This is a genomic window from Vibrio sp. ZF 223, assembly GCF_003050585.1.
GTDB classification, from domain to species: Bacteria; Pseudomonadota; Gammaproteobacteria; order Enterobacterales; family Vibrionaceae; genus Vibrio; species Vibrio crassostreae.
In genome coordinates this window covers 431,542-450,507 of the sequence record NZ_PIGB01000003.1, presented here as the reverse complement: position 1 = coordinate 450,507, position 18,966 = coordinate 431,542, and the positions used below count along the sequence as shown (strand labels likewise).

The 18,966-nt window shown below is 44.8% G+C and carries 16 protein-coding genes; 10 read left to right on the top strand and 6 right to left on the bottom strand.

Translation table 11 applies throughout. The features are described 5' to 3' along the window. Window positions 1-65 precede the first annotated feature (65 nt). Window positions 66-692 carry a thioredoxin domain-containing protein gene (locus tag CWO13_RS09560; RefSeq protein WP_019821972.1) on the bottom strand — a complete coding sequence of 209 codons (627 nt, stop codon included), beginning with the start codon at window positions 690-692 and terminating at the stop codon, window positions 66-68. Between the two features lie 269 nt (window positions 693-961). On the opposite strand from CWO13_RS09560, the gene CWO13_RS09550 reads away from it, so the two are divergent. Continuing rightward, window positions 962-1,597 carry an OmpA family protein gene (locus CWO13_RS09550; protein WP_108082847.1) on the top strand — a complete coding sequence of 212 codons (636 nt, stop codon included), beginning with the start codon at window positions 962-964 and terminating at the stop codon, window positions 1,595-1,597. Window positions 1,598-1,706: 109 nt separating this feature from the next. On the opposite strand, the gene CWO13_RS09545 is transcribed toward CWO13_RS09550, so the two are convergent. Further along, window positions 1,707-2,066, bottom strand: coding sequence for a glutaredoxin family protein (locus CWO13_RS09545; protein ID WP_017062638.1), 360 nt, complete (start codon window positions 2,064-2,066; stop codon window positions 1,707-1,709). An 89-nt stretch (window positions 2,067-2,155) separates the two neighbouring features. Next, on the bottom strand, window positions 2,156-3,748 hold the full coding sequence (gene norR, locus CWO13_RS09540; RefSeq protein WP_048660055.1) for a nitric oxide reductase transcriptional regulator NorR: 1,593 nt from the start codon (window positions 3,746-3,748) through the stop codon (window positions 2,156-2,158). A gap of 368 nt (window positions 3,749-4,116) precedes the next feature. On the opposite strand from norR, the gene hmpA reads away from it, so the two are divergent. Then, window positions 4,117-5,313 carry an NO-inducible flavohemoprotein gene (hmpA, locus tag CWO13_RS09535; protein WP_108082846.1) on the top strand — a complete coding sequence of 399 codons (1,197 nt, stop codon included), beginning with the start codon at window positions 4,117-4,119 and terminating at the stop codon, window positions 5,311-5,313. Window positions 5,314-5,450: 137 nt separating this feature from the next. Here the strand turns inward: hmpA and CWO13_RS09530 are convergent, their stop codons facing one another. Both CWO13_RS09530 and clcA read right to left on the bottom strand, forming a co-directional pair. Continuing rightward, on the bottom strand, window positions 5,451-6,431 hold the full coding sequence (locus CWO13_RS09530) for a TDT family transporter (RefSeq protein WP_170960777.1): 981 nt from the start codon (window positions 6,429-6,431) through the stop codon (window positions 5,451-5,453). 206 nt (window positions 6,432-6,637) lie between these two features. Continuing rightward, window positions 6,638-8,044, bottom strand: a complete 1,407-nt coding sequence (clcA, locus tag CWO13_RS09525) for a H(+)/Cl(-) exchange transporter ClcA (RefSeq protein ID WP_048660058.1) — start codon at window positions 8,042-8,044, stop codon at window positions 6,638-6,640. Between the two features lie 610 nt (window positions 8,045-8,654). On the opposite strand from clcA, the gene CWO13_RS09520 reads away from it, so the two are divergent. From CWO13_RS09520 to CWO13_RS09510, 3 genes are all read left to right on the top strand, one after another. Beyond that, entirely contained in the window at window positions 8,655-9,638 is a 984-nt protein-coding gene (locus CWO13_RS09520; RefSeq protein WP_048660059.1) for a CobW family GTP-binding protein, read from the top strand. 182 nt (window positions 9,639-9,820) lie between these two features. Continuing rightward, the gene (locus CWO13_RS09515) at window positions 9,821-11,107 is read left to right on the top strand and encodes a DEAD/DEAH box helicase (protein ID WP_019821956.1); all 1,287 of its coding nucleotides are present in this window, start codon (window positions 9,821-9,823) and stop codon (window positions 11,105-11,107) included. 136 nt (window positions 11,108-11,243) lie between these two features. Continuing rightward, entirely contained in the window at window positions 11,244-11,864 is a 621-nt protein-coding gene (locus tag CWO13_RS09510; protein ID WP_048662612.1) for a LysE family translocator, read from the top strand. Window positions 11,865-12,041: 177 nt separating this feature from the next. On the opposite strand, the gene CWO13_RS09505 is transcribed toward CWO13_RS09510, so the two are convergent. After that, window positions 12,042-14,069 carry a PhoX family protein gene (locus tag CWO13_RS09505; protein ID WP_108082845.1) on the bottom strand — a complete coding sequence of 676 codons (2,028 nt, stop codon included), beginning with the start codon at window positions 14,067-14,069 and terminating at the stop codon, window positions 12,042-12,044. A gap of 520 nt (window positions 14,070-14,589) precedes the next feature. Between CWO13_RS09505 and CWO13_RS09495 the strand changes: the two genes are divergently transcribed. The 5 genes from CWO13_RS09495 (at window position 14,590) to CWO13_RS09475 (ending at window position 18,920) form a co-directional block, all read left to right on the top strand. Beyond that, on the top strand, window positions 14,590-14,931 hold the full coding sequence (locus tag CWO13_RS09495) for a YggL family protein (protein ID WP_108082844.1): 342 nt from the start codon (window positions 14,590-14,592) through the stop codon (window positions 14,929-14,931). Window positions 14,932-15,314: 383 nt separating this feature from the next. Next, on the top strand, window positions 15,315-15,998 hold the full coding sequence (locus CWO13_RS09490) for a spondin domain-containing protein (RefSeq protein ID WP_102431714.1): 684 nt from the start codon (window positions 15,315-15,317) through the stop codon (window positions 15,996-15,998). A gap of 9 nt (window positions 15,999-16,007) precedes the next feature. After that, complete coding sequence (locus tag CWO13_RS09485) at window positions 16,008-16,688, top strand: spondin domain-containing protein (protein ID WP_102431713.1); 681 nt, start codon at window positions 16,008-16,010, stop codon at window positions 16,686-16,688. An 81-nt stretch (window positions 16,689-16,769) separates the two neighbouring features. Then, window positions 16,770-17,501, top strand: a complete 732-nt coding sequence (locus CWO13_RS09480) for a response regulator transcription factor (protein WP_102431712.1) — start codon at window positions 16,770-16,772, stop codon at window positions 17,499-17,501. A gap of 45 nt (window positions 17,502-17,546) precedes the next feature. Continuing rightward, a complete protein-coding gene (locus tag CWO13_RS09475) occupies window positions 17,547-18,920 on the top strand; it encodes a sensor histidine kinase (protein WP_102431711.1) in 1,374 nt (457 codons plus the stop codon). The last annotated feature ends 46 nt before the right edge of the window (window positions 18,921-18,966 follow it).

Genomic DNA, 18,966 nt, shown 5'->3' with positions numbered 1-18,966 from the left:
TTTATATTGAGTGCTGAATTTCGTAGTTAATACAAAATGTGTTAATCAGTTGACTAAAGCCGTGGTTATGGTTGAGTCAAAAGGTAGTTGATCGTTTTTGCAATGCCAGCAACGTCTTGGTGACCTGCTGTTAGTACTTGGTATTTACCGTTGATGATAAAGGTTGGTACTGAGTTGATCTGACCTTTTACTGAGATCTCTTCTGCTTTTTTAACGTAGTCGAAAAGAGCGACTTGCTGTTCTTTGTTCAGCTGGTATGGGCTAACCAAACCACGAGAAGTAAACGCTGTCTCTAGTGCTTGTTGACGCTGCTCAGGCGTTGCATCTGCACCCATTTGAACGGCACCAAATAGGTCGTCCATGAATGCGTGGTCAGGCGTCGCATCAAGCTGCATCACTGCTGTGTAGTAGATCATTGCGCTGATTTGAGCGCTTTCGTTGAACGTCACATGCATCTTGCCAATAGTTTGGTCTGTTAGAGATTCAATCTCTGGAATTGCACTTTCCATTTGACGGCAGTGACCACAGTTAAGAGAGAAGATTTCAGTGATCGGAGACAAGTTAAATTCTGTTAGAGCAGTTGGAAGCGCTTCGTATTGAACGCCTTTTTGTGGCTCGTCTGTTTCACTACAACCCGCGATGATAAGTACGGCAGCGAGTGCTATGATGAATTTAGTAAATGGTTTAAACATAATGTTTGCTCTAGCGTTGAGAAGTCGTGAGATTCTAACTATTTAGTACGAATTGGAAAACAATTATAAGGTAAATAAATGCAAACAGTTCGAACTAGCGAGTTAAGACAGTCTAGTTGACTGTTAACTGTGATCAATAGCACTTTTTTTGATGCAGGCTCTTTTGTCGAAAGTTTTCGTCTAAAGTTTTTCCCTCGGTGCCGATATAGACATTAGTGAATGGTTTATCTGCATGAGTGGTTGGTGAAGTAATGAGATATTTAGCAATAATGTTAAGCATAGCTTTGGCAGGGTGTGAAACGACATTACCAACGGGTATGTTGGGTGATGATATGCTAGAAACTGCGCCGCAAACCGATTACGACTTGATGCATCCTGAATGGGGCGTGGTTCAGATTACACATGTAGCAAGCAATCGTGGCTATTCAATGCAGAGTAACTCTCGTCAGCAAACAACCATTACCAGCAACTATGGTCGAGGCGTATCAACCAATGATCCGCTAGAAGTTTTCCTCAGACAAAACCGTATCGATTTTGAAGTTTTACCGGGCAATCATGTAATGGTAAAGCTTGAGCAGCACGTGAACTTTAAAACAGGTTCTGCATTCCCTGAGCCTGTTTATAATCAATGGCTAGATACGCTAGGCAGCTATCTTGCTCAACGCCAAGATATTGATGTGGTCATAGAAGGGCATACTGATAATACGGGCACAGATCGAATCAACGATCCGCTTTCAGAGAAGCGCGCAAAAGAAGTGAAGGCTCGATTAGAGAGTAACTATGTGTCGAGTCGCTCCATTTATACTCGTGGCTTTGGCGAATATGTTCCAGCTTGTACCAACGCCTCTGCGCAAGGCAAGGCGTGTAACCGCCGTGTAGAATTGATGCTGATCGTAGCGAAGTAGTCGTTTGAACTTTCGCACCTCATTTGAAACGGCTTATGCCAAATAATAGACATAAAAAATCCCTCACATTTGAGGGTTTTTTTGTATCTAGATTTTGTCGCTTTATTGCTTATGCAAACTGCTTTTCTAAGTAAGTCACGATATCTGAAGATTCGTACATCCACTCAGTTTTGCCGTCTTTTTCGATACGTAGACAAGGCACTTTCACACGACCGCCGCCAGCTTCAAGCTCTGCACGGTGTTGCTCGTTGTTTTTTGCATCACGAAGTTCAAATTGAACCGACTGACGTTTCATCGCGCGGCGCACTTTCACACAAAATGGGCACGCTTCGAATTGGTATAACGTGTGCGTTTTTGCTTGCTCGTTTACTTTGCTTTGCTCTTCTTGAGAACGCTTAACACCACGTGGGCTGAAAACAAAATTCAATAACAAGATGACACGACCTAAGAACCAACGGATAAACTTCATAACTCTCTCTACATATTTAAAATTAGCGTTACAATTTGCAGCATTATATACACAAGTTTTGCCAGATGCTCGCAACAAACCGCTAATATCTATTTTGTCCGTTCGATCGTGTGAGACTTAGCCACATTTAGCCCTAAACGCTTAGACAGTCGAGTCAGGTTTGCTCGGTCTGTTTTCAAAATACGGCCTGCTTGTGCCCAGTTAAAATTGGCATCTTCCAATACCTCAGTAATGATACTGCGTTGAAAATCATCTGTTGCACCGCGCAGCCCTGCAGAAAGATCGATCGTTGGTGTCGATAACGGTGTGTTCTTCACCTGTGTCGTCGCAATTGGCTGGTCTTGGTCGAGTGGACCACAATCTTCCTTGGTAATTGTCACCAGGTTTTTATTCGTGCTACGCGCCAATGCTTTCAATGCTGAACGACTGATCACGTGCTCAAGTTCACGAACGTTACCTGGCCAACCATAACGATTTAGGAAAGAAAGAACGTCAGAGCGGAACTTAACTTGGTTGATACCAAGTTTACGACGTGCTTGTTCTAAGAAGAAACCCGCTAATAGGCTGATGTCGTCACCACGATCTTTTAGTGCAGGTACTGCGATAGGGTACACACTCAGTCGGTGATATAAATCGGCTCTGAATCGCCCGTCTTCAACTTCTTGCTTTAGATCTCGGTTAGTCGCTGCCAATACTCGCACATCAATGGTTTGAATGTTGTCTTGGCCAACAGGTTGAATTTCGTTGTTTTGTAGAGCACGTAGTAGTTTACTTTGCGCGGCCAAAGGCAATTCACCAATCTCATCTAAGAACAGTGTGCCACCATCGGCTAACGCAAACTTACCTAAGCGGTTTTTGTCTGCGCCAGTAAACGCGCCACGAACGTGACCAAATAGTTCACTCTCTACCAAGTTCTCAGGAATAGCAGCACAGTTGACGTAGACCAACGGGTTACGTTTACGTTGCGATTGATGGTGCAGGGTACGAGCAACAAGCTCTTTACCAACACCAGTGTCACCATGAATCAAGATATTAAATTCAGACGGTGCGACAACGGCAATGTCGTTCTTAAGCGCGACCATGGTGTCACTGTTACCAATTAACTCGCCGCCGTCACGTTCCCAGGCTTCTACGTTCAACTCTTCCAGTAATTGCTTTGACTGTTTTGCTTGATGCTCAAGTTGCGAGAAGGTCAGTGCCATCTGCATAGTTGACGCTGCAATAGCTGCCAGCACCTCAAGGTTGCGGGCAGGAATATTCGCAAATACATCTGGTTTTAGGCTGTCCAGGGTTAGCACCCCTAACAATTTGTCACCAAACAGCAGAGGCAAACCCATGCAGGCGTGCATTGGTAGATCGCCGTCATGATCGATCAGTAAGCCATCGAAAGGATCAGGTAGCGAGCTATCAGCATCAAAACGAACAGGAGAGCGTGATGCGCAAATCTCATCAAAACGAGGGTGTTCTGAAATGATAAAGCGACGACCGAATGTATCTCGGCTGAGCCCTTGCATTGCTATAGGTACTAGCGTGTCGCCTTGAAGGCTTAAAAGCGCGACACAATCACACGTTATGGTTTTGCGAATGGCATCGATCAGGCGATTGAAACGATCTTGATCGTTCACACCACTTGCGAGGCCAATGGTCATTTCCATGAGGGTAGATGCGGAGATATCTTGCATAAAAAACTCTAACTGTGTGTGTTTATCTACATAATAGAGTCTTATTGACTTAAAAAAAAGGTCTTTTTGACATTTTTATAAGATGTATTTTGAAAGGGAAACCAGTAATGACGGGGATTGATAAAGTTGGCACTGATTGTGCAAAAGAGACAGCGAAGCCCAATTATAGCGCTGATTAAACAGACTATTCTTGATCTCAATCAATCAGGTGGCATTAATCAGGTTTCGCGATTTTTTGAAATGAAAACGAGTCAAAATAACTCAGTTTCTAAAAATAACTCAGGTTTCAGAAAATCGATAAGTCATTCTTAATTTTTAGTAGTCAAAATGACATATAGGTCATAAGGCTCAGTGTTCGGAGTAAATTCATGCTTAACAATGCACATATCGAAATCATCAAATCTACTATCCCTCTACTTGAGAGCGCAGGCCCAGCTTTAACTCAGCACTTTTATCAACGTATGTTCACACATAACCCTGAGTTAAAAGATATCTTCAATATGACTCACCAAAGAACAGGTCGCCAAGGCGTAGCACTGTTTGAAGCTATCGCGGCTTATGCAAAGAACATTGAAAATCTAGCAGCGCTAACCACAGCAGTTGAACGCATTGCACAGAAACACACAAGCTTTAATATTCAACCAGAGCACTACCAAATTGTTGGTTTGCACCTGATTGAAACACTACGTGAATTAGCTGCTGACGCGTTTACTCCAGAAGTGGAAGAAGCATGGACAGCCGCTTACCTATTCTTAGCTCAAGTATTCATCGATCGTGAAGCTGAACTTTACCTACAGCGTAAGCAAGCTGTTGGTGGTTGGGAAGCAGCGCGTGCGTTTGTGATTGCAGACAAAGTCGAAGAGTCAGCGCTAGTAACAAGCTTCATCTTACAGCCAAAAGACGGCGGTGAAGTTCTGGATTACACACCAGGTCAATACATCGGTATTGAAGTGAAACCTGAAGGCTCTCAATACAGCGAGATTCGTCAATACTCACTGTCTGATAAGCCAAACGGCAAGCAATACCGTATTTCTGTCAAACGTGAGGGACAAGGTCAAGAGACACAAGGCGTTGTATCTAACCACCTACACGATATGGTTGCTGTTGGTGATGAAGTAAATCTTTACGCACCAGCGGGTGACTTCATGTATCAAGAGCGCAGCAAGCCAGTAACACTTATCTCTGCAGGTGTTGGTGTAACGCCGATGCAGTCTATGCTTGAGTTCCTAAATACGGAAGATAAAAACGAGCCAGTACTTTACCTTCACGCTTGTGAGAACGTAGGCCAACACTCTTTCACGACTCGTGTTAAAGACATTGTTGCCAACAAAGGTTGGGAAGCGAAAACGTGGTACATGAACAAAGACGAATCTGCATGTGAAAACACGCATCAAGGCCAAATGGATCTAGCGCCTATCTCAGACACTAAAGGCTTTGAAGAGAGTGACTTCTACATCTGTGGCCCGGTTGGTTTCATGAAGAACATCGTGGAACAACTAGACGCACTTAACGTTGATCGTTCACGCGTGCACTACGAAGTATTCGGCCCTCACGCTAACTTCTAATAGTTCTCGATAGTTCTATTAACACTCGCCTGAACTATTAACGACCTTGCCTATTCAAAAGGCCTCACATTGTGAGGCCTTTTTTGTTTGGAGGAGCGCTGAATCGAGAGGTCTCTAGAAAAGAGGGCTTGAGTTGATTAAGAACGCTTCGTCTTCTTAGACATGTAATCGGAATCAAAAAACTCGGGCCAGTACATTTTCACGTAACCACCTGCAACCCAAATCACTAGAATGGTCGCGATGGTTAGCTCAAAGAAACCAAACTTGTGTAGCCAATACCATTGTGGGTATTCCGCGCCGAAAAATGTGGTTAGACGATGCATGGCAATAGCGCTGATCACGGATGGGAAGGTGACGGCAGCAATTGAAGGTTGGAACTTCAGACGCATTAGGCGGATGTAACACAAGTAGATCAGCAGTGTCATTGTGATGGCAATGCCAGCCAAAGCGCCAGTCAGAATAGGATCTGGATTATCAAAGTTGACCAAGTAAGCGGCTAAAGACAAGTTTACTGGTGCGGCCATGATTGCCAGTGTTGGTCTTGCTCTGCGTGGCAGGTTTCCTTCGAACACCAAGCGGTACAATACCACTGGCAGCATAAGGAAATAGATACCGATACAAGTGGCCGCAAGTGTTTCTGAAAATACCGTATGGCCAAACTGTGTGCCCGCTAAAGAACTGCTGATCAAACCTACCGGATACAGAAACCAACTCGGTACAATGTTTGACATTTTGAAGTTGATGATCTGAAAACCAAAGAACAATACCATCATGGTAAAGTGCAGCAATAGCGCACAGAACCAAACTGGGTAGGCGATGACTGGCGATATCTCGGCTAAGTAGTCGCACAGAATCAGCAAAGCCATGCTCATTGGTGCCATTAAGCTACCCACTAATGGGTGGCGTATGTCATTAAGGAAGGTATTAAAGCTCGTTAGATAACGGAGTAAAACAGGCAGCAATAATAGCGCACCGAATGAAGCGAGGTAGGGACGAATGATCTCACCAATGCCCGGGATATATAGCGCCCAAGCTTGTCCTAGCCCAATAACGCCAAGTGCTAAAGACGCCTGAGATGGCGGCACATTTTTTACTTGGGTTAATCTTCTCCAGTTCAACGACTTGCTCCGACTTAGTTAATTACAGAATATTGGATTATTTGCTTTAGTTAGAGCCTGTAAGTATTTCATCAATAGATTTTGAGGGCACTCAACTAATTTTGAGTGGATGATACCAAGTTTAACGTTTGCTTTTTTGATTTTGATACGGAATCGGGAGATTAAGCACGTTGAATGTGTGCTTTTGTTTCATGAGTCTTTTGTAATTAACGCACTTCCTCTTGTTGAGGCAGGTCTTGTTGTCTTAACTTCTCGTTTTTCAGCGTGCGGTTCAGTAGTTGGCTGTAAATCGGCTGACCCCCTAACATCTGCGCAATGATTACGGCACCTAGACAGGTGATGATCAACGGTAGGATAAGGTAGTAGTTATTGGTCATCTCGATAACCAGTAATATACCCGTAATTGGTGCACGCACGGTTGCAGCAAATAAAGCGCCCATACCTGCAATCGCAAACATGCCCGGCTCGATATTCAGTTCAGGAAAGAATGCCGCGGCGATAAGCCCAAATGCGTAACCAAAGAGTGTGCCGAGTGCAAGCATCGGCGCAAAGATACCGCCCGGAGCACCAGAGCCAAAACAAAGCAAAGTGGTGATAACACGCCCTAGAAATATCAGTAGCAATATGTTGGTGCTGTAGCTGCCATTAGTGATATTCGGGATGATACCAATACCACCGCCAGTCAATTCCGGGATATAAAGCAGCAACAAGCCAAAACAGCCACCAAGCAGGGTTCCGGTTATCAAGTAGCGTTTGCGGTCGTTCTTATGTATTGCCACAAACATATCTTGCGAAAGTGTTATTAGCTTATTGAAGATCACGCCAAATACGCCGAACAACACGCCAAGTAATAGGAACAACCACAGTGCACTCAGTTCAGGCGGTTGGTATTGAGGCATTGTGATAACGGCAGATTGGCCATTGATCGAACGAAATACAATGTTGGCTGAGATTGCAGAGATGATGACGGCTTTGATTGAAATGAGTGAGTAGCGAAATTGTGGTCGCATCTCTTCAACAACGAACATAATCCCAGCCAATGGAGCATTGAACGCAGCAGCCAAACCGCCAGCCGCACCAGAAGCGAGCAGTGAATGTCGAGTATCGTCATCTTTCACTCGGAATATGTCAGTCACCATACGTCCGATGCTTCCGCCCATTTGCACGGTAGGCCCTTCACGACCTAACACCATGCCAGAGCCTAACGCGCCCATACCACCAAAGAATTTCACAGGAAGTACTCGCCACCAACGAACAGGTCGCATCCCGTCCATCGCGCCTTCTATTTCAGGGATACCTGAGCCGGCAGCTTCTGGAGCGAAACGGTGAACGAGGAAATAGCCAATGAAAGCGAATGCAGCACTAATAAGGAAAGCCGCAAGCCAAAGTGGTAAATAGCTACCGATTTCATCTTTCAGCCAATCGGTACGAGTTTCTGTGATGAAATGAACCGCAACCTCGAAATAGGTGCCCACCACGCCAGCAAGGATACCGACAATGCAAGAAAGGAAAAGTACTGAAGCGGGTGTTTTGTCTCTAGAGAGAAATTGGTTGATAGCATCCCTTGGCATTTTTGCTAAAAGGGATTGCTTAATTCTCTCTCTATTGGTCATTTAAGTTTGGTTCCTGAGTTGATGCGGGGAGGGCCTTAGTAAATTATACGCCTCCTCTGCATATCCTATAGCAGCAAAGATGCAAAGTTGAATTTCATTTATGAAAGAAGTGTATTACATAAATGGAATGTATGGACAATATAGTGGAATCGCCGTCACAGTTTTGATCGATTCTCAGGTAGCAACTTGTATTACGCCAAAAATGAACCATAGTTAAATCGTAAAGCAACATAACGAACCGCAAGGAGAAGTGAGGTTTTACACACAATTTGGATGGATTCAGAAACAAAGTTTTTAGTTCCTCGTTAAATGTTCAGGTCGATATTTAAGGCTTCCTGATTCGCGAACTCACGATTGAGTAACGAGGGTGAGGCGTACTGACAAGTACGCCTTTAGTCCGTCTGGAGCATCCAAAATTCTGCTTTTCACTTCAATTATCTATTTATCTGCTCAAAGTCTTTACACTTCGTTAAGCACTGTATCTCTGTTAATCAGCTTAACCCTCTATTTAGTTAACCCATTCTTCTGCTCGCCAATCTGAGTATAAACAAGCGATTGGGGTCAACTTTTTGGTAATTGAGTATATACTCCCTTAAAAAGGAGAACTGATATGACTAAAAAAGTTCCTACAAACATCATTACGGGTTTCTTGGGTGTTGGTAAAACGACAGCCATTTTGAATCTGCTTAAAAACAAACCTGAGAATGAAAACTGGGCTGTTCTGGTTAATGAGTTCGGTGAGATCGGCATAGATGGCGCATTGATGACGGACCAAGGTGCTTTGATTAAAGAAGTGCCGGGCGGTTGCATGTGTTGTACAGCGGGTGTACCTATGTCTGTAGGTATTAATGCTTTACTTCGCCAAAAGCCAGACCGCTTGTTGATTGAGCCAACAGGCCTTGGTCACCCTAAACAAGTGATTGCGACGCTGACTTCTGAGCAATACACGCCATACGTTGATCTCAAAGCGACGCTTGGTTTGGTTGACCCACGAAATCTATCCAATGAAAAGTACACGTCGAATCAGAATTTCAATGATCAACTAGACAGTGCCGATGTGATTCTTGGTACTAAGGTTGACCTTGTTCATTCTGAAGACATCGATGTGTTTAATGATTGGGTGACGGATCAAACGCCGGCCAAAGTCTTCCATAAGCTAATTCATGATGGTGAAGTGCCATTGGAAGTGTTGGACATTGAAAGAGTGTATGGCAGTGCTTCATCTCATCTTGAAGCGCACCATCACGATCACGCTGACCAAGAACCTCAATTCCAACTTCCTCCCGGTGAAGCTTTCATCCGTAAAGAGAATAAAGGGCAGGGCTACTTTAGTTGTGGTTGGTTGTTTGGAGCAGAGCATAAGTTCGACTTCGATGCGCTATTCTCAATGTTGTCGGATCTAACGGCTGAGCGTGTAAAAGCCGTAGTGAACACCGACCAAGGTTGCTACGCATTTAATGTGGCGAATCAAGTTGTATCTGTGAACGAAATTACGCTTGATGGTTTTGAATCTCGATTGGAAGTGATCGACTCACAACTCATGCCGTGGGGCGATCTCGAGCAGATTCTACTCAAGCTGTGTGGCATCAAATAGCCTCATTTTTGCTGTTTGAACCAATGAACTCGGTGTTTACTTCGTTTAAGGCGGGGTAAACACCAGATTAAATGAGAAAGTTTGCGTTATATCACGATAAATGTGAGATAAATCACTCTAATTACTTTATAGTGCTCGGCTGAAATAAGAATGTAGGCTGTCTGCTTAAGGAACCCGTAACAATGTCATTTTCCTCTCAAGGTTTTGCTCCTGAATTAGTCAAAGCGTTGACTGAGTGTGGTTATGAAAAACTCACTCCAATTCAACAAAAAGCGATTCCAATGGCTCGTAAAGGCCATGATATTTTTGCTACTGCTCAAACCGGTACGGGTAAAACAGCGGCATTTTCATTGCCTGTTATCCAACACCTTTTGAACAGCGGTAAAAAGGCGTCTAGAGGAACGGCTCGCGGCCTTATTCTTGCTCCAACTCGTGAGCTTGCTGCGCAGATCGCTCAAAACATTAAAGACTACGTTAAATACACGGATCTAAGCGTTTCTGCTGTTTACGGTGGTAACAAGATGTCTTCACAAGTTCGTCAACTAGAACTGGGTGTCGATATTCTTGTTGCAACGCCTGGCCGTTTAGAAGAGCACTTAGAAGCGGGTAACGTGTCTATTGCTAACCTAGAATTCTTAGTATTTGATGAAGCTGACCGTATCCTTGATATGGGCTTTATCAATGCCGTTCGCAAGATCATGTTGGATGTTGAGACCTCTCCACAAATCATGATGTTTTCTGCAACGACTTCAACTCAGTTAAACCAATTGTCTGTTGATATTCTACGTAAACCAAAACGTATCAGTGTTGAGCGTGAAAACTCAACGGCTGCAACTGTTGGTCACGTGGTTTACCCAGTGGATCAAGAACGTAAAACTGAACTGCTTTCTGAGCTTATTGGCCGTAAAAACTGGCGCCAAGTGCTTGTGTTTGTGAACTACAAAGAAACAGCGAACGATGTCGTTAAAGAGCTTAAGCTAGACGGTATTAAAGCGGTACTTTGTCACGGTGATAAAGCGCAAAGCGCTCGTCGTCGTGCTTTAGACGATTTTAAAGAAGGCAGAGCGCGTGTCATGGTAGCAACAGACGTTGCGGCTCGTGGTCTTGATATCGAAGACTTACCACACGTAATTAACTACGATATGCCTTTCCTTGCGGAAGATTACGTTCACCGTATTGGTCGTACAGGTCGTGCTGGTAAACAAGGTCATGCAATCTCTTTCGTTAACCGTGAAGAAGAACTGACTGTTGTTCAAGTAGAAAAACTGATTCAACAGCGTATTCGCCGTGTCGAACAACCGGGTTATGAACCGAAGAAACGTGATGCTTACATCGAGAAGCTGAACACTAAGTCGGCTTACAAAAACCGCCAAGGTCGTAAGAACAACGCGAACGAAGAGCCTCAAGATCAAGCAAGCGCAGAACGCCGTTTGACTATGATGAAGCGAATTAAAAACCGTCGTAAGTAAAATTACGGTTGGTACTGAAAAAGAGCCACTGTATTGTGGCTCTTTTTCGTTGTGTCGCTAAATACAAGGTCGCTCCTTACAAAGACAACTCAACAAGCTGAACACTCAAATAAAAATAAGTCGATAAGGTAATAATATGGATAGCGCGCTACTTTGGGCTTTTATTCCCACGTTTTTCTTTGTATCAATCACGCCCGGTATGTGTATGACCTTGGCGTTAACACTGGGCATGAGCATCGGTTACAAGCGTACATTATGGATGATGGTCGGTGAGCTGGCTGGCGTCGCGGTAGTTTCAGTGGCCGCAGTATTAGGTATCGCGTCTATTATGCTGAATTACCCATGGCTATTTACAGGCTTCAAGTTTGTGGGTGCAGGGTACTTGTTCTACTTGGGTGTTCAGATGTGGCGTTCAAGAGGAAAACTGGCGATCAGTACTGATAATCAAACAACCAAAGTCAGCAATGATTGGGACTTGGTGGTTCAAGGCTTTGTTACTGCGATTGCAAACCCGAAAGGCTGGGCGTTTATGATTTCTCTGCTGCCTCCTTTTATCAACAGCAGTAAAGATTTAGCACCTCAGTTGATGATTCTGGTTTCTATTATCTTAGCTTCTGAATTTGTTTGCATGACTCTGTACGCGACAGGTGGAAAGAGCTTAAAACATATGCTGGGCAAAGCCGATAACGTTAAGTTAATGAACCGCATTGCGGGCACCTTGATGATGGGCGTAGGTGTGTGGTTGTTCGTGAGTTAATTCTGAGCATCGACAACGAGTCGTTTACGAAGTCACGGGTTCTCTGTTGAATCGAAGAACTGACCGAATATAAAAAGAGCGATAGGGCATTTAACCTTATCGCTCTTTTTGATTCTACTTAGCTAGGTAACGGAAACTAGATAACCGAAGTGTTTCTAATCTTAGTTAGCCTAAGTATTAAACAGCTATTTCACCGCCGTCTTCACGACGAATCACAACGGTAGATGCTCGTGGGCGAACATTGCCTTGAGTTTGAGCTGTTGCATCTTCAGACGATGGCCAGTTTGCAGGGTGTTGAATGTTCACAAATAGTGATTTGAAATCTGGGCTAATGGTAAAGCCCGTAACTTCACAACCGTTTGGACCCACAAAGAAGCGTTTAAGCTGTGCCTGGTTGTTTGCATCAATCACCGCGCTGTTGCCTTTGTCGTCCGTTAACTGAGATGGAACTACTGCCAGCATTTGGTCGTTGGTGTACCCAGTAACTTCGTCTGCACCGTTATCTGTTTGAATCCACAAAATGCCACGAGCATCAAACGCTAAGCCGTCAGGGCTCGCGAATTGGTTCGTGTCTGTTAGTCCTGAGCGGTTGATAGATTTATCTTCCACTGCTGGAGAGCCGAATACAAAGATATCCCAATCGAATTCGCCAGCCGTTTTACCTTCATCCCAGCGGATAACATGACCAAACTTGTTGTTTACGCGAGGGTTCGCTGAATTGGCTTCTTTGCGCTTATTGTTGTTCGTTAGCGTTAAGTAAGCCGTACCTGTCATTGGGTCTACAGAGCACCATTCAGGACGATCCATTGGCGTTGCGCCTACAAGGTCGGCTGCGCCTGCGGTATTAACGATAAGTGCGGCTTGAGAGTCATATGAATCACCTAGCTTGCCGCCGTTTGTGGTTTTGCTGCTGAGTGTTAATGGTAACCATGTACCTGAACCGTCGTCGTTGAACTTAGCGACGTAAAGCGTGCCTTTGTCCATGTATTTGTCGCCCGCGCTTAGGCGGTTGCTTGGCTCAGCGTCACGCGGGTCCCATTTTGCTTCAGAAACAAATTTGTAGAGGTATTCGAAACGAGAATCGTGGCCAGAGTAGAATACGATCGGTTCTCCTTCGGTCAACTTACCAAATGTACAGCCTTCGTGACGGAAACAACCCAGTGCAGAACGTTTTTTAGCGCGAGAGTTTGCTGTGTATGGGTCGATTTCAACAATGTAGCCGTGACCGTGTGCTTCATTACGGTAATCGTCCATTGGTGAATCAGCGGTTGGTGTTACATCAAAACGTGCGAACTCATCCAAGCGTTCTTGTTTGTCACCAGAAAGTGTGTCCCAACCGTAGCGAGTTTTGTCAGTAGCGATACCGATACGTTCTTGAGCTGGTGTCGTTGTACCTTTATTGACGAAGTAACCTGGCCAGTTCTCTTCACAAGTTAGGTAAGTGCCCCAAGGTGTGTAGCCGTTGCCACAGTTATTCAATGTTCCACGAGCTTGGCTACCGTCTTGTGAGAATTTGGTTTTGGTAAACTCACTGTGAGCGACAGGGCCAGACAGGTCCATCACAGTTGCGCCAGTGTAGCGACGGTTAAGTGGATCGTTATCGACTATTACCCATTGATTGCCTTCAAGCTTAACGCGAACCACACTCACGCCGTGTGCGTTGATCTCTTTACGTACTTCATCAATGTTAGGACGAGCGCCTTCATTGTATGTAGGGCCATTAGCGTGCAGGGCTTTTTGGTCAATGTATTCGTGGTTGATCACCAACAAACCGTCATTGCTGTTGCCGTCGAGTGGGAAGAAGTGCATGCCATCGTGGTGCATTCCCAGTGCGTTGGCTTGGTCTTGTGCGTTGTTTGTACCGTCTTTTAACCAAGCATTACCTTGCTTGTTAAGTGGCGTACCCCAAGGAACAAGCACTTGTGCTGTGTAACCTTTCGGTACGACAACACTGTCAGTCAATGAGCCTTTAACCGATTCAAACGCTAGAGTCGCGGTGCTTTTCTGCGCGCCTGTTGCTTGCATTGTTGCGGCGTTAGCTGTGCTGTGACCCGCTAAACCAAACGCGCCAAAAGCCGTCATTGCACTGATGCCTAAACCGCCTTTTAATACGTTTCTTCTTGAAAGGTTTGCATCTAGAACTTCTTCGAAGGGTTTGTTTTTACTCTTGTTAAAACGAGTGCTATCAAATGTTTCCTTGCTCATCGCGACTGCTTCCTATTGGCTGACTTTATTATTCGTTATTTATGACTTACCCGTCTACTAGGGCGTGTTGACCTTTTGCGGTTAAATTTTGTTCGAGATAAAAGCGTTTTAATCGCGGCGAGGGGGAAGTAGCCTAGTCATTCTAAGCAAATCCTCCTCAACAAAGAGTAAAACGCTTTTAGCCGAACCCTTCGGGCAGCGTTTGCTGGTCATTTCTACTGCGTTATCGGCTTCTCATGTAGGCTAGCTACACATCGAAGCCTCTGCCTTGTATAAATACCCAGCAACTCGCTGCAAAAATCAGCTCAAAAGATCAACACGCCCTAATTAATTGGTTAATAAGTTGGGTAAATGTGTGACCAATCGTGAAGCAGTTAAGTGACAGATTTTTATAGTTTTCATTAAGCTTTTGTTTCTGTAGCACGATTTTTGCCATAACACTTCTCATGCAAGACAAAACACTTGGGGATTGGGTTAGAACTGTGTATAAATGCTTAATCAAATGAAAAGAGAGACAGTTATGAAATTAGATAAAATCGAAAACAAAAATCGTCGCCTACGCAAAAAGCTATACCTAGGTGAATTCGCGATTCTGGGTTTTGAAGTAAGCTGCAAGACATCGATTACTGATTTTGATCAATACGATGTGTTCATTGACGAGTTCATCGATTTCATCGACAGCATCGGTCTGTGCTTTGGTGGCGGTGGTCTTGAGCTGTTTGAAGGTTTCTTATGCTCTATTGAGCGCTACCGTTCAGTGACAGAAGCAGAGCAACTGCAAGTTGCACAATGGCTTGAAGCGCGTGCTGAAGTAACGAAAGTTGAAGTAAGCGAGCTTATTGACGCAAACTACGCGTTATAAATTGATGTTGTTCTGTTAGCTTTGCTTAGAGGTCTATACGACTTTTAGAACGAGCAACAATACACAAAAACAGAGGCCGAATCGGTATATCGATTCGGCCTTTTTGCGTTTTCTTCCTTTCATATTCTTTTTTTATGTTTCCCTTTTGCTTTGTGAGGCGACTAATTTCTCTTAAATATCAGTGCTCTATGGCTACTTATCTGGGCTGTAATAAGTTTGGATAAACTTGTGAGACTTTTATGAGAATTCAATGAAGTTGCTGATAGATTTGATCGCCATTCTTAGAGTCAACAACACCACTGTTCGTGGCTGACTAGATAACACGTCTTTCGATGTTATTGATTCGCCAGTCACGAAAGGACTCGATAAAGGGTGGAATCAAAATGAATAAACGTACTCAAATCAGCTTAGTGATTGGCTCAGCGATGTTCGCTTTTGGGGCTGTTCAAGCTCAGGCAGCCCAGCTTGAGGTGACTGTCACCAATGCCACAAAAGGGATCTACTTTACGCCAATCTTGGCTGCGGCTCATGATTCAAGCTTGTTCATGTTTAGAACGGGGGAGGCAGCTTCTGCTGAGTTGGAATCCATGGCGGAAGGTGGCGATATTTCAGGTCTATCTAGTGTTATTGCTAACGCGGGCGGCGTGGTGGTTGAGAATCCAGCAGCCGGAATTCTCAATCCAGGCGTCGCAACTACGTTTGATATCGATACGGGTGATTTAGCTTACTTGTCACTCGGCGCGATGTTGTTGCCGACCAATGATGGCTTTGTTGGATTAGACAGTTGGAAGATCCCAACTCAAGCGGGCACCTACAAAGCCACACTCAATGGTTATGACGCAGGTACAGAAGCCAATGATGAGTTGGCAGGCAGTATGCCAAATCCTCCCTTTATTACCTTTGGTGCTGGTGGTACTGGTGTGGAGACTGCCGTGTCTAACGCTAAGGTTCATATTCATCCGGGTAACATTGGTGATAGTGACGCGGCGGGCGGTATAAGTGACCTCGATAGCAGTAGTCATCGTTGGTTAAACCCTGTTGCAACTATCACCATTGTTGTTAAGTAAGGGGGATGTATGAAAGCTAGAATTCTATTTATCGCTGCCTCTGTTGCCGTGTTAGCCGGTTGTCCTGATGATGACGATGATTACTATCGCTATGATGTGAGTGTTACTAACCTCACGCCCAACCAACCTATGTCGCCACTTGCGGTGCTGACGCACAACACCAGTTTTGATCTGTTTGAAATCGGGCAAAGTGCTTCCGTTGACCTTGAATACTTAGCTGAAGGCGGCAGCAATGCTGAACTTATCGCGCTTAGCGACAGCGACGCTAATGTCTATCAAGGTATCTCAGGCAATGGGCTAATTCTTTCGGGTGAGCAAGACACGGTGTCTATTCGTATCGACCCAAATCAAGAGGAATATATCTCAGTTGCCTCTATGTTGGTGAACACCAATGATGCGTTTGTTGGTGAATCTGGTTTATCGCTGAAATCTTTGGCGGTGGGCGACACGTTCGTTATGAACATGAATGTGTGGGATTCAGGAACTGAGCTCAACGATGAGCTTGCTGCAACCATTCCGGGACCAGCAGGCGGTGGTGAGGGCTTTAATACCACACGAGACGACACCGATGTAGTGAGTTTTCATCCTGGTGTCATCAGCCAAGATGATGGTCTTGCGACCTCCGCATTAAGTGGCAACCATCGTTTCCTTAACCCCGGTGCGCGAATTACCATCACTCGCACTGAGTAACTAGTTGAATACACGATGAAAGAATTCCTGCTCTGTTCCGGTCAATTGAAAGGTGGGCAGACTCAGAATAGAGCAGGGATCATGAATAGTGCTGCGGTAAATTTGATGGCAAACATATTGCTGGTCGAAGACGACGATGATTTGGCCGAGCTGGTGCAGATGCACCTCAAGTTCCAAGGGCATGATGTTGTAAGAACCAATTCAATTGAAAAGGCTCAAGCGTTATATCAGGGAAGCCAGTTTGATTTGATCGTGCTTGATCGAGGCTTACCTGATGGCGACGGTCTTGATTTCTGTCGATTGCTACGTCAGCAAGAAGACTGGGCGCCTGTGTTGATGCTTACAGCTAGAGACACTGAGCTAGATAAGGTCTTAGGCTTAGAAGCCGGGGTCGATGACTACATTACCAAGCCTTTCAGCGTTCTTGAGTTTCAAGCTCGAGTAAGGAATATACTGCGTCGCTTAAGTCACTCTGAAGCAATAGTGAAAGATCCGCAGTCAACCGAATCCGTAATGAGTTTTGGCAGGCTTACCATCCAACCTGAGCGTCATCAGGTTTCATTAAATAATCAAGATGTCCCACTTACCGCAACCGAGTTTACGTTACTTCACTTTTTAGCTACCCGACCGGGGCGCGTCTATAGCAAAGACGAGCTGCTCAATCACGTTTGGAATACCGATCATTCTGGGTATCACCACACGGTGTGTAGCACCGTTAACCGTTTGAGAACTAAGTTGGCCGTGCCGAATAGCGACGATGACTTCATCAAAACCGTGTGGGGTGTGGGCTATAAGTTCGAATCGAAAGTTTAGGGTTATGTGTCGCATCTTAAGCTTAAGAGGCATCGAGGAGAGAACATGAGTTTCAAATCGCGTTTAGTGCTGTTTACCAGTTTGTGGTTTCTGCTCGTGAGTGTGGTTATCGCCTATACCTATCATTGGCAAAAAGAGACTATAGAACAAAGAACTAAGCAGAGCTTACATAAAGATCTCGCGCTGCACATGCGTGATGATAATCCTCTGATGATTGGCACGGACTACAACCCGAAAGCACTCAAATCCATATTTCATACCTTGATGTTGATTGGTCCCGATTTCGACATCTACTTTCTCGACAGTCAGGGCAATATCACGACACACGCCGCACCAGAGGGCACTGTGTTGGCAAACCAGATAGACTTAGCACCCATTAAACAATTCTTAAATGACGAGCCTTATCCGATTCTGGGTGAAGACCCGATCAACCCTGAATCTCGTAAGGTATTCTCTGTTGCTGCGATTGAAGAGTTGGGTTCTACGGTGGGGTATCTGTATGTGTTGATTGGCAGTAACCGCCATACCGTCATTGCCAATTCACAAGTCGATACGCCTTATATGGCGCTAGCCGGGCTTATGCTGATCTCTATCTTAGGCTTTGCGATTGGCGCTTACCTGCTCGTAAAACGTAGCCTGTTGAACCCTATTGAAGAGGTTACCAATAAGCTACAACAGCAAGCAGAGCAAGATTTCCGCCTCGACCCCAACTTCATACATCAAGTACCGGAGTTGGTGCCGATCGCACGCTCTTATCAGTTGATGGCGAAACACATTCAGCAGCAATTCTTACAGCTTGAGTATCAGTCTTCACATCGTAGACAAAGTTTATTGCAACTGAGCCATGATTTGAAAACACCGTTATCAAGTGTGTTGGGTTACTTAGAAACATGGAAGATCCAAAACCCTCAATCGGATTCACTGATTGATGTCGCGTATCGCAATGGTAATAAACTGTCTGAACAATTGCATTCACTGCTCGACAGTGCCAAACATGACAATCCTGTCCCTACCTATCGATACGCATCGATAGATTTGAATGGGTTGCTTAGCGAGTGCTTAGAAACGATTCAGAGTCAGTACCGCCATAAAGATGTCGAACTTAAGGTTGATATACCTGATGGAGTAAAAGCAGCTGGTGACAATGACTTGCTTGAAAGGTTGATTTTGAACTTACTAGACAATGCGTTGAGGCATAGCCCAACTGGAACAGTAGTTTCACTGAGTGTTGATTTAGAACCGGATTCGAAGCGGGTGAAGGTGGTGATTCAAAATGAGGTGGAGCAGGAAGCACCGAATGGTTCATTGGGAATAGGAACCAAGATCGCGCAGTCTATACTGATGTTGCATCACAGTGTGCTAGAAACAACAAAGGCAGAGAACTCATTTCAGCAAAGCTTTTACTTGCCTTCGGTATAGTTCTGTCTGCCTTTGGTTTAGCTTGGTGTGTATTTACGTAGAAGCA

Excerpts from the sequence above, each read along its gene's own strand:
- CWO13_RS09560 (WP_019821972.1), bottom strand. The coding sequence starts at position 692 with ATGTTTAAACCATTTACTAAATTCATCATAGCACTCGCTGCCGTACTT.
- CWO13_RS09550 (WP_108082847.1), top strand. The coding sequence starts at position 962 with ATGTTAAGCATAGCTTTGGCAGGGTGTGAAACGACATTACCAACGGGT.
- CWO13_RS09545 (WP_017062638.1), bottom strand. The coding sequence starts at position 2,066 with ATGAAGTTTATCCGTTGGTTCTTAGGTCGTGTCATCTTGTTATTGAAT.
- norR (WP_048660055.1), bottom strand. The coding sequence starts at position 3,748 with ATGCAAGATATCTCCGCATCTACCCTCATGGAAATGACCATTGGCCTC.
- hmpA (WP_108082846.1), top strand. The coding sequence starts at position 4,117 with ATGCTTAACAATGCACATATCGAAATCATCAAATCTACTATCCCTCTA.
- clcA (WP_048660058.1), bottom strand. The coding sequence starts at position 8,044 with ATGACCAATAGAGAGAGAATTAAGCAATCCCTTTTAGCAAAAATGCCA.
- CWO13_RS09520 (WP_048660059.1), top strand. The coding sequence starts at position 8,655 with ATGACTAAAAAAGTTCCTACAAACATCATTACGGGTTTCTTGGGTGTT.
- CWO13_RS09515 (WP_019821956.1), top strand. The coding sequence starts at position 9,821 with ATGTCATTTTCCTCTCAAGGTTTTGCTCCTGAATTAGTCAAAGCGTTG.
- CWO13_RS09510 (WP_048662612.1), top strand. The coding sequence starts at position 11,244 with ATGGATAGCGCGCTACTTTGGGCTTTTATTCCCACGTTTTTCTTTGTA.
- CWO13_RS09505 (WP_108082845.1), bottom strand. The coding sequence starts at position 14,069 with ATGAGCAAGGAAACATTTGATAGCACTCGTTTTAACAAGAGTAAAAAC.
- CWO13_RS09495 (WP_108082844.1), top strand. The coding sequence starts at position 14,590 with ATGAAATTAGATAAAATCGAAAACAAAAATCGTCGCCTACGCAAAAAG.
- CWO13_RS09490 (WP_102431714.1), top strand. The coding sequence starts at position 15,315 with ATGAATAAACGTACTCAAATCAGCTTAGTGATTGGCTCAGCGATGTTC.
- CWO13_RS09485 (WP_102431713.1), top strand. The coding sequence starts at position 16,008 with ATGAAAGCTAGAATTCTATTTATCGCTGCCTCTGTTGCCGTGTTAGCC.
- CWO13_RS09480 (WP_102431712.1), top strand. The coding sequence starts at position 16,770 with ATGAATAGTGCTGCGGTAAATTTGATGGCAAACATATTGCTGGTCGAA.
- CWO13_RS09475 (WP_102431711.1), top strand. The coding sequence starts at position 17,547 with ATGAGTTTCAAATCGCGTTTAGTGCTGTTTACCAGTTTGTGGTTTCTG.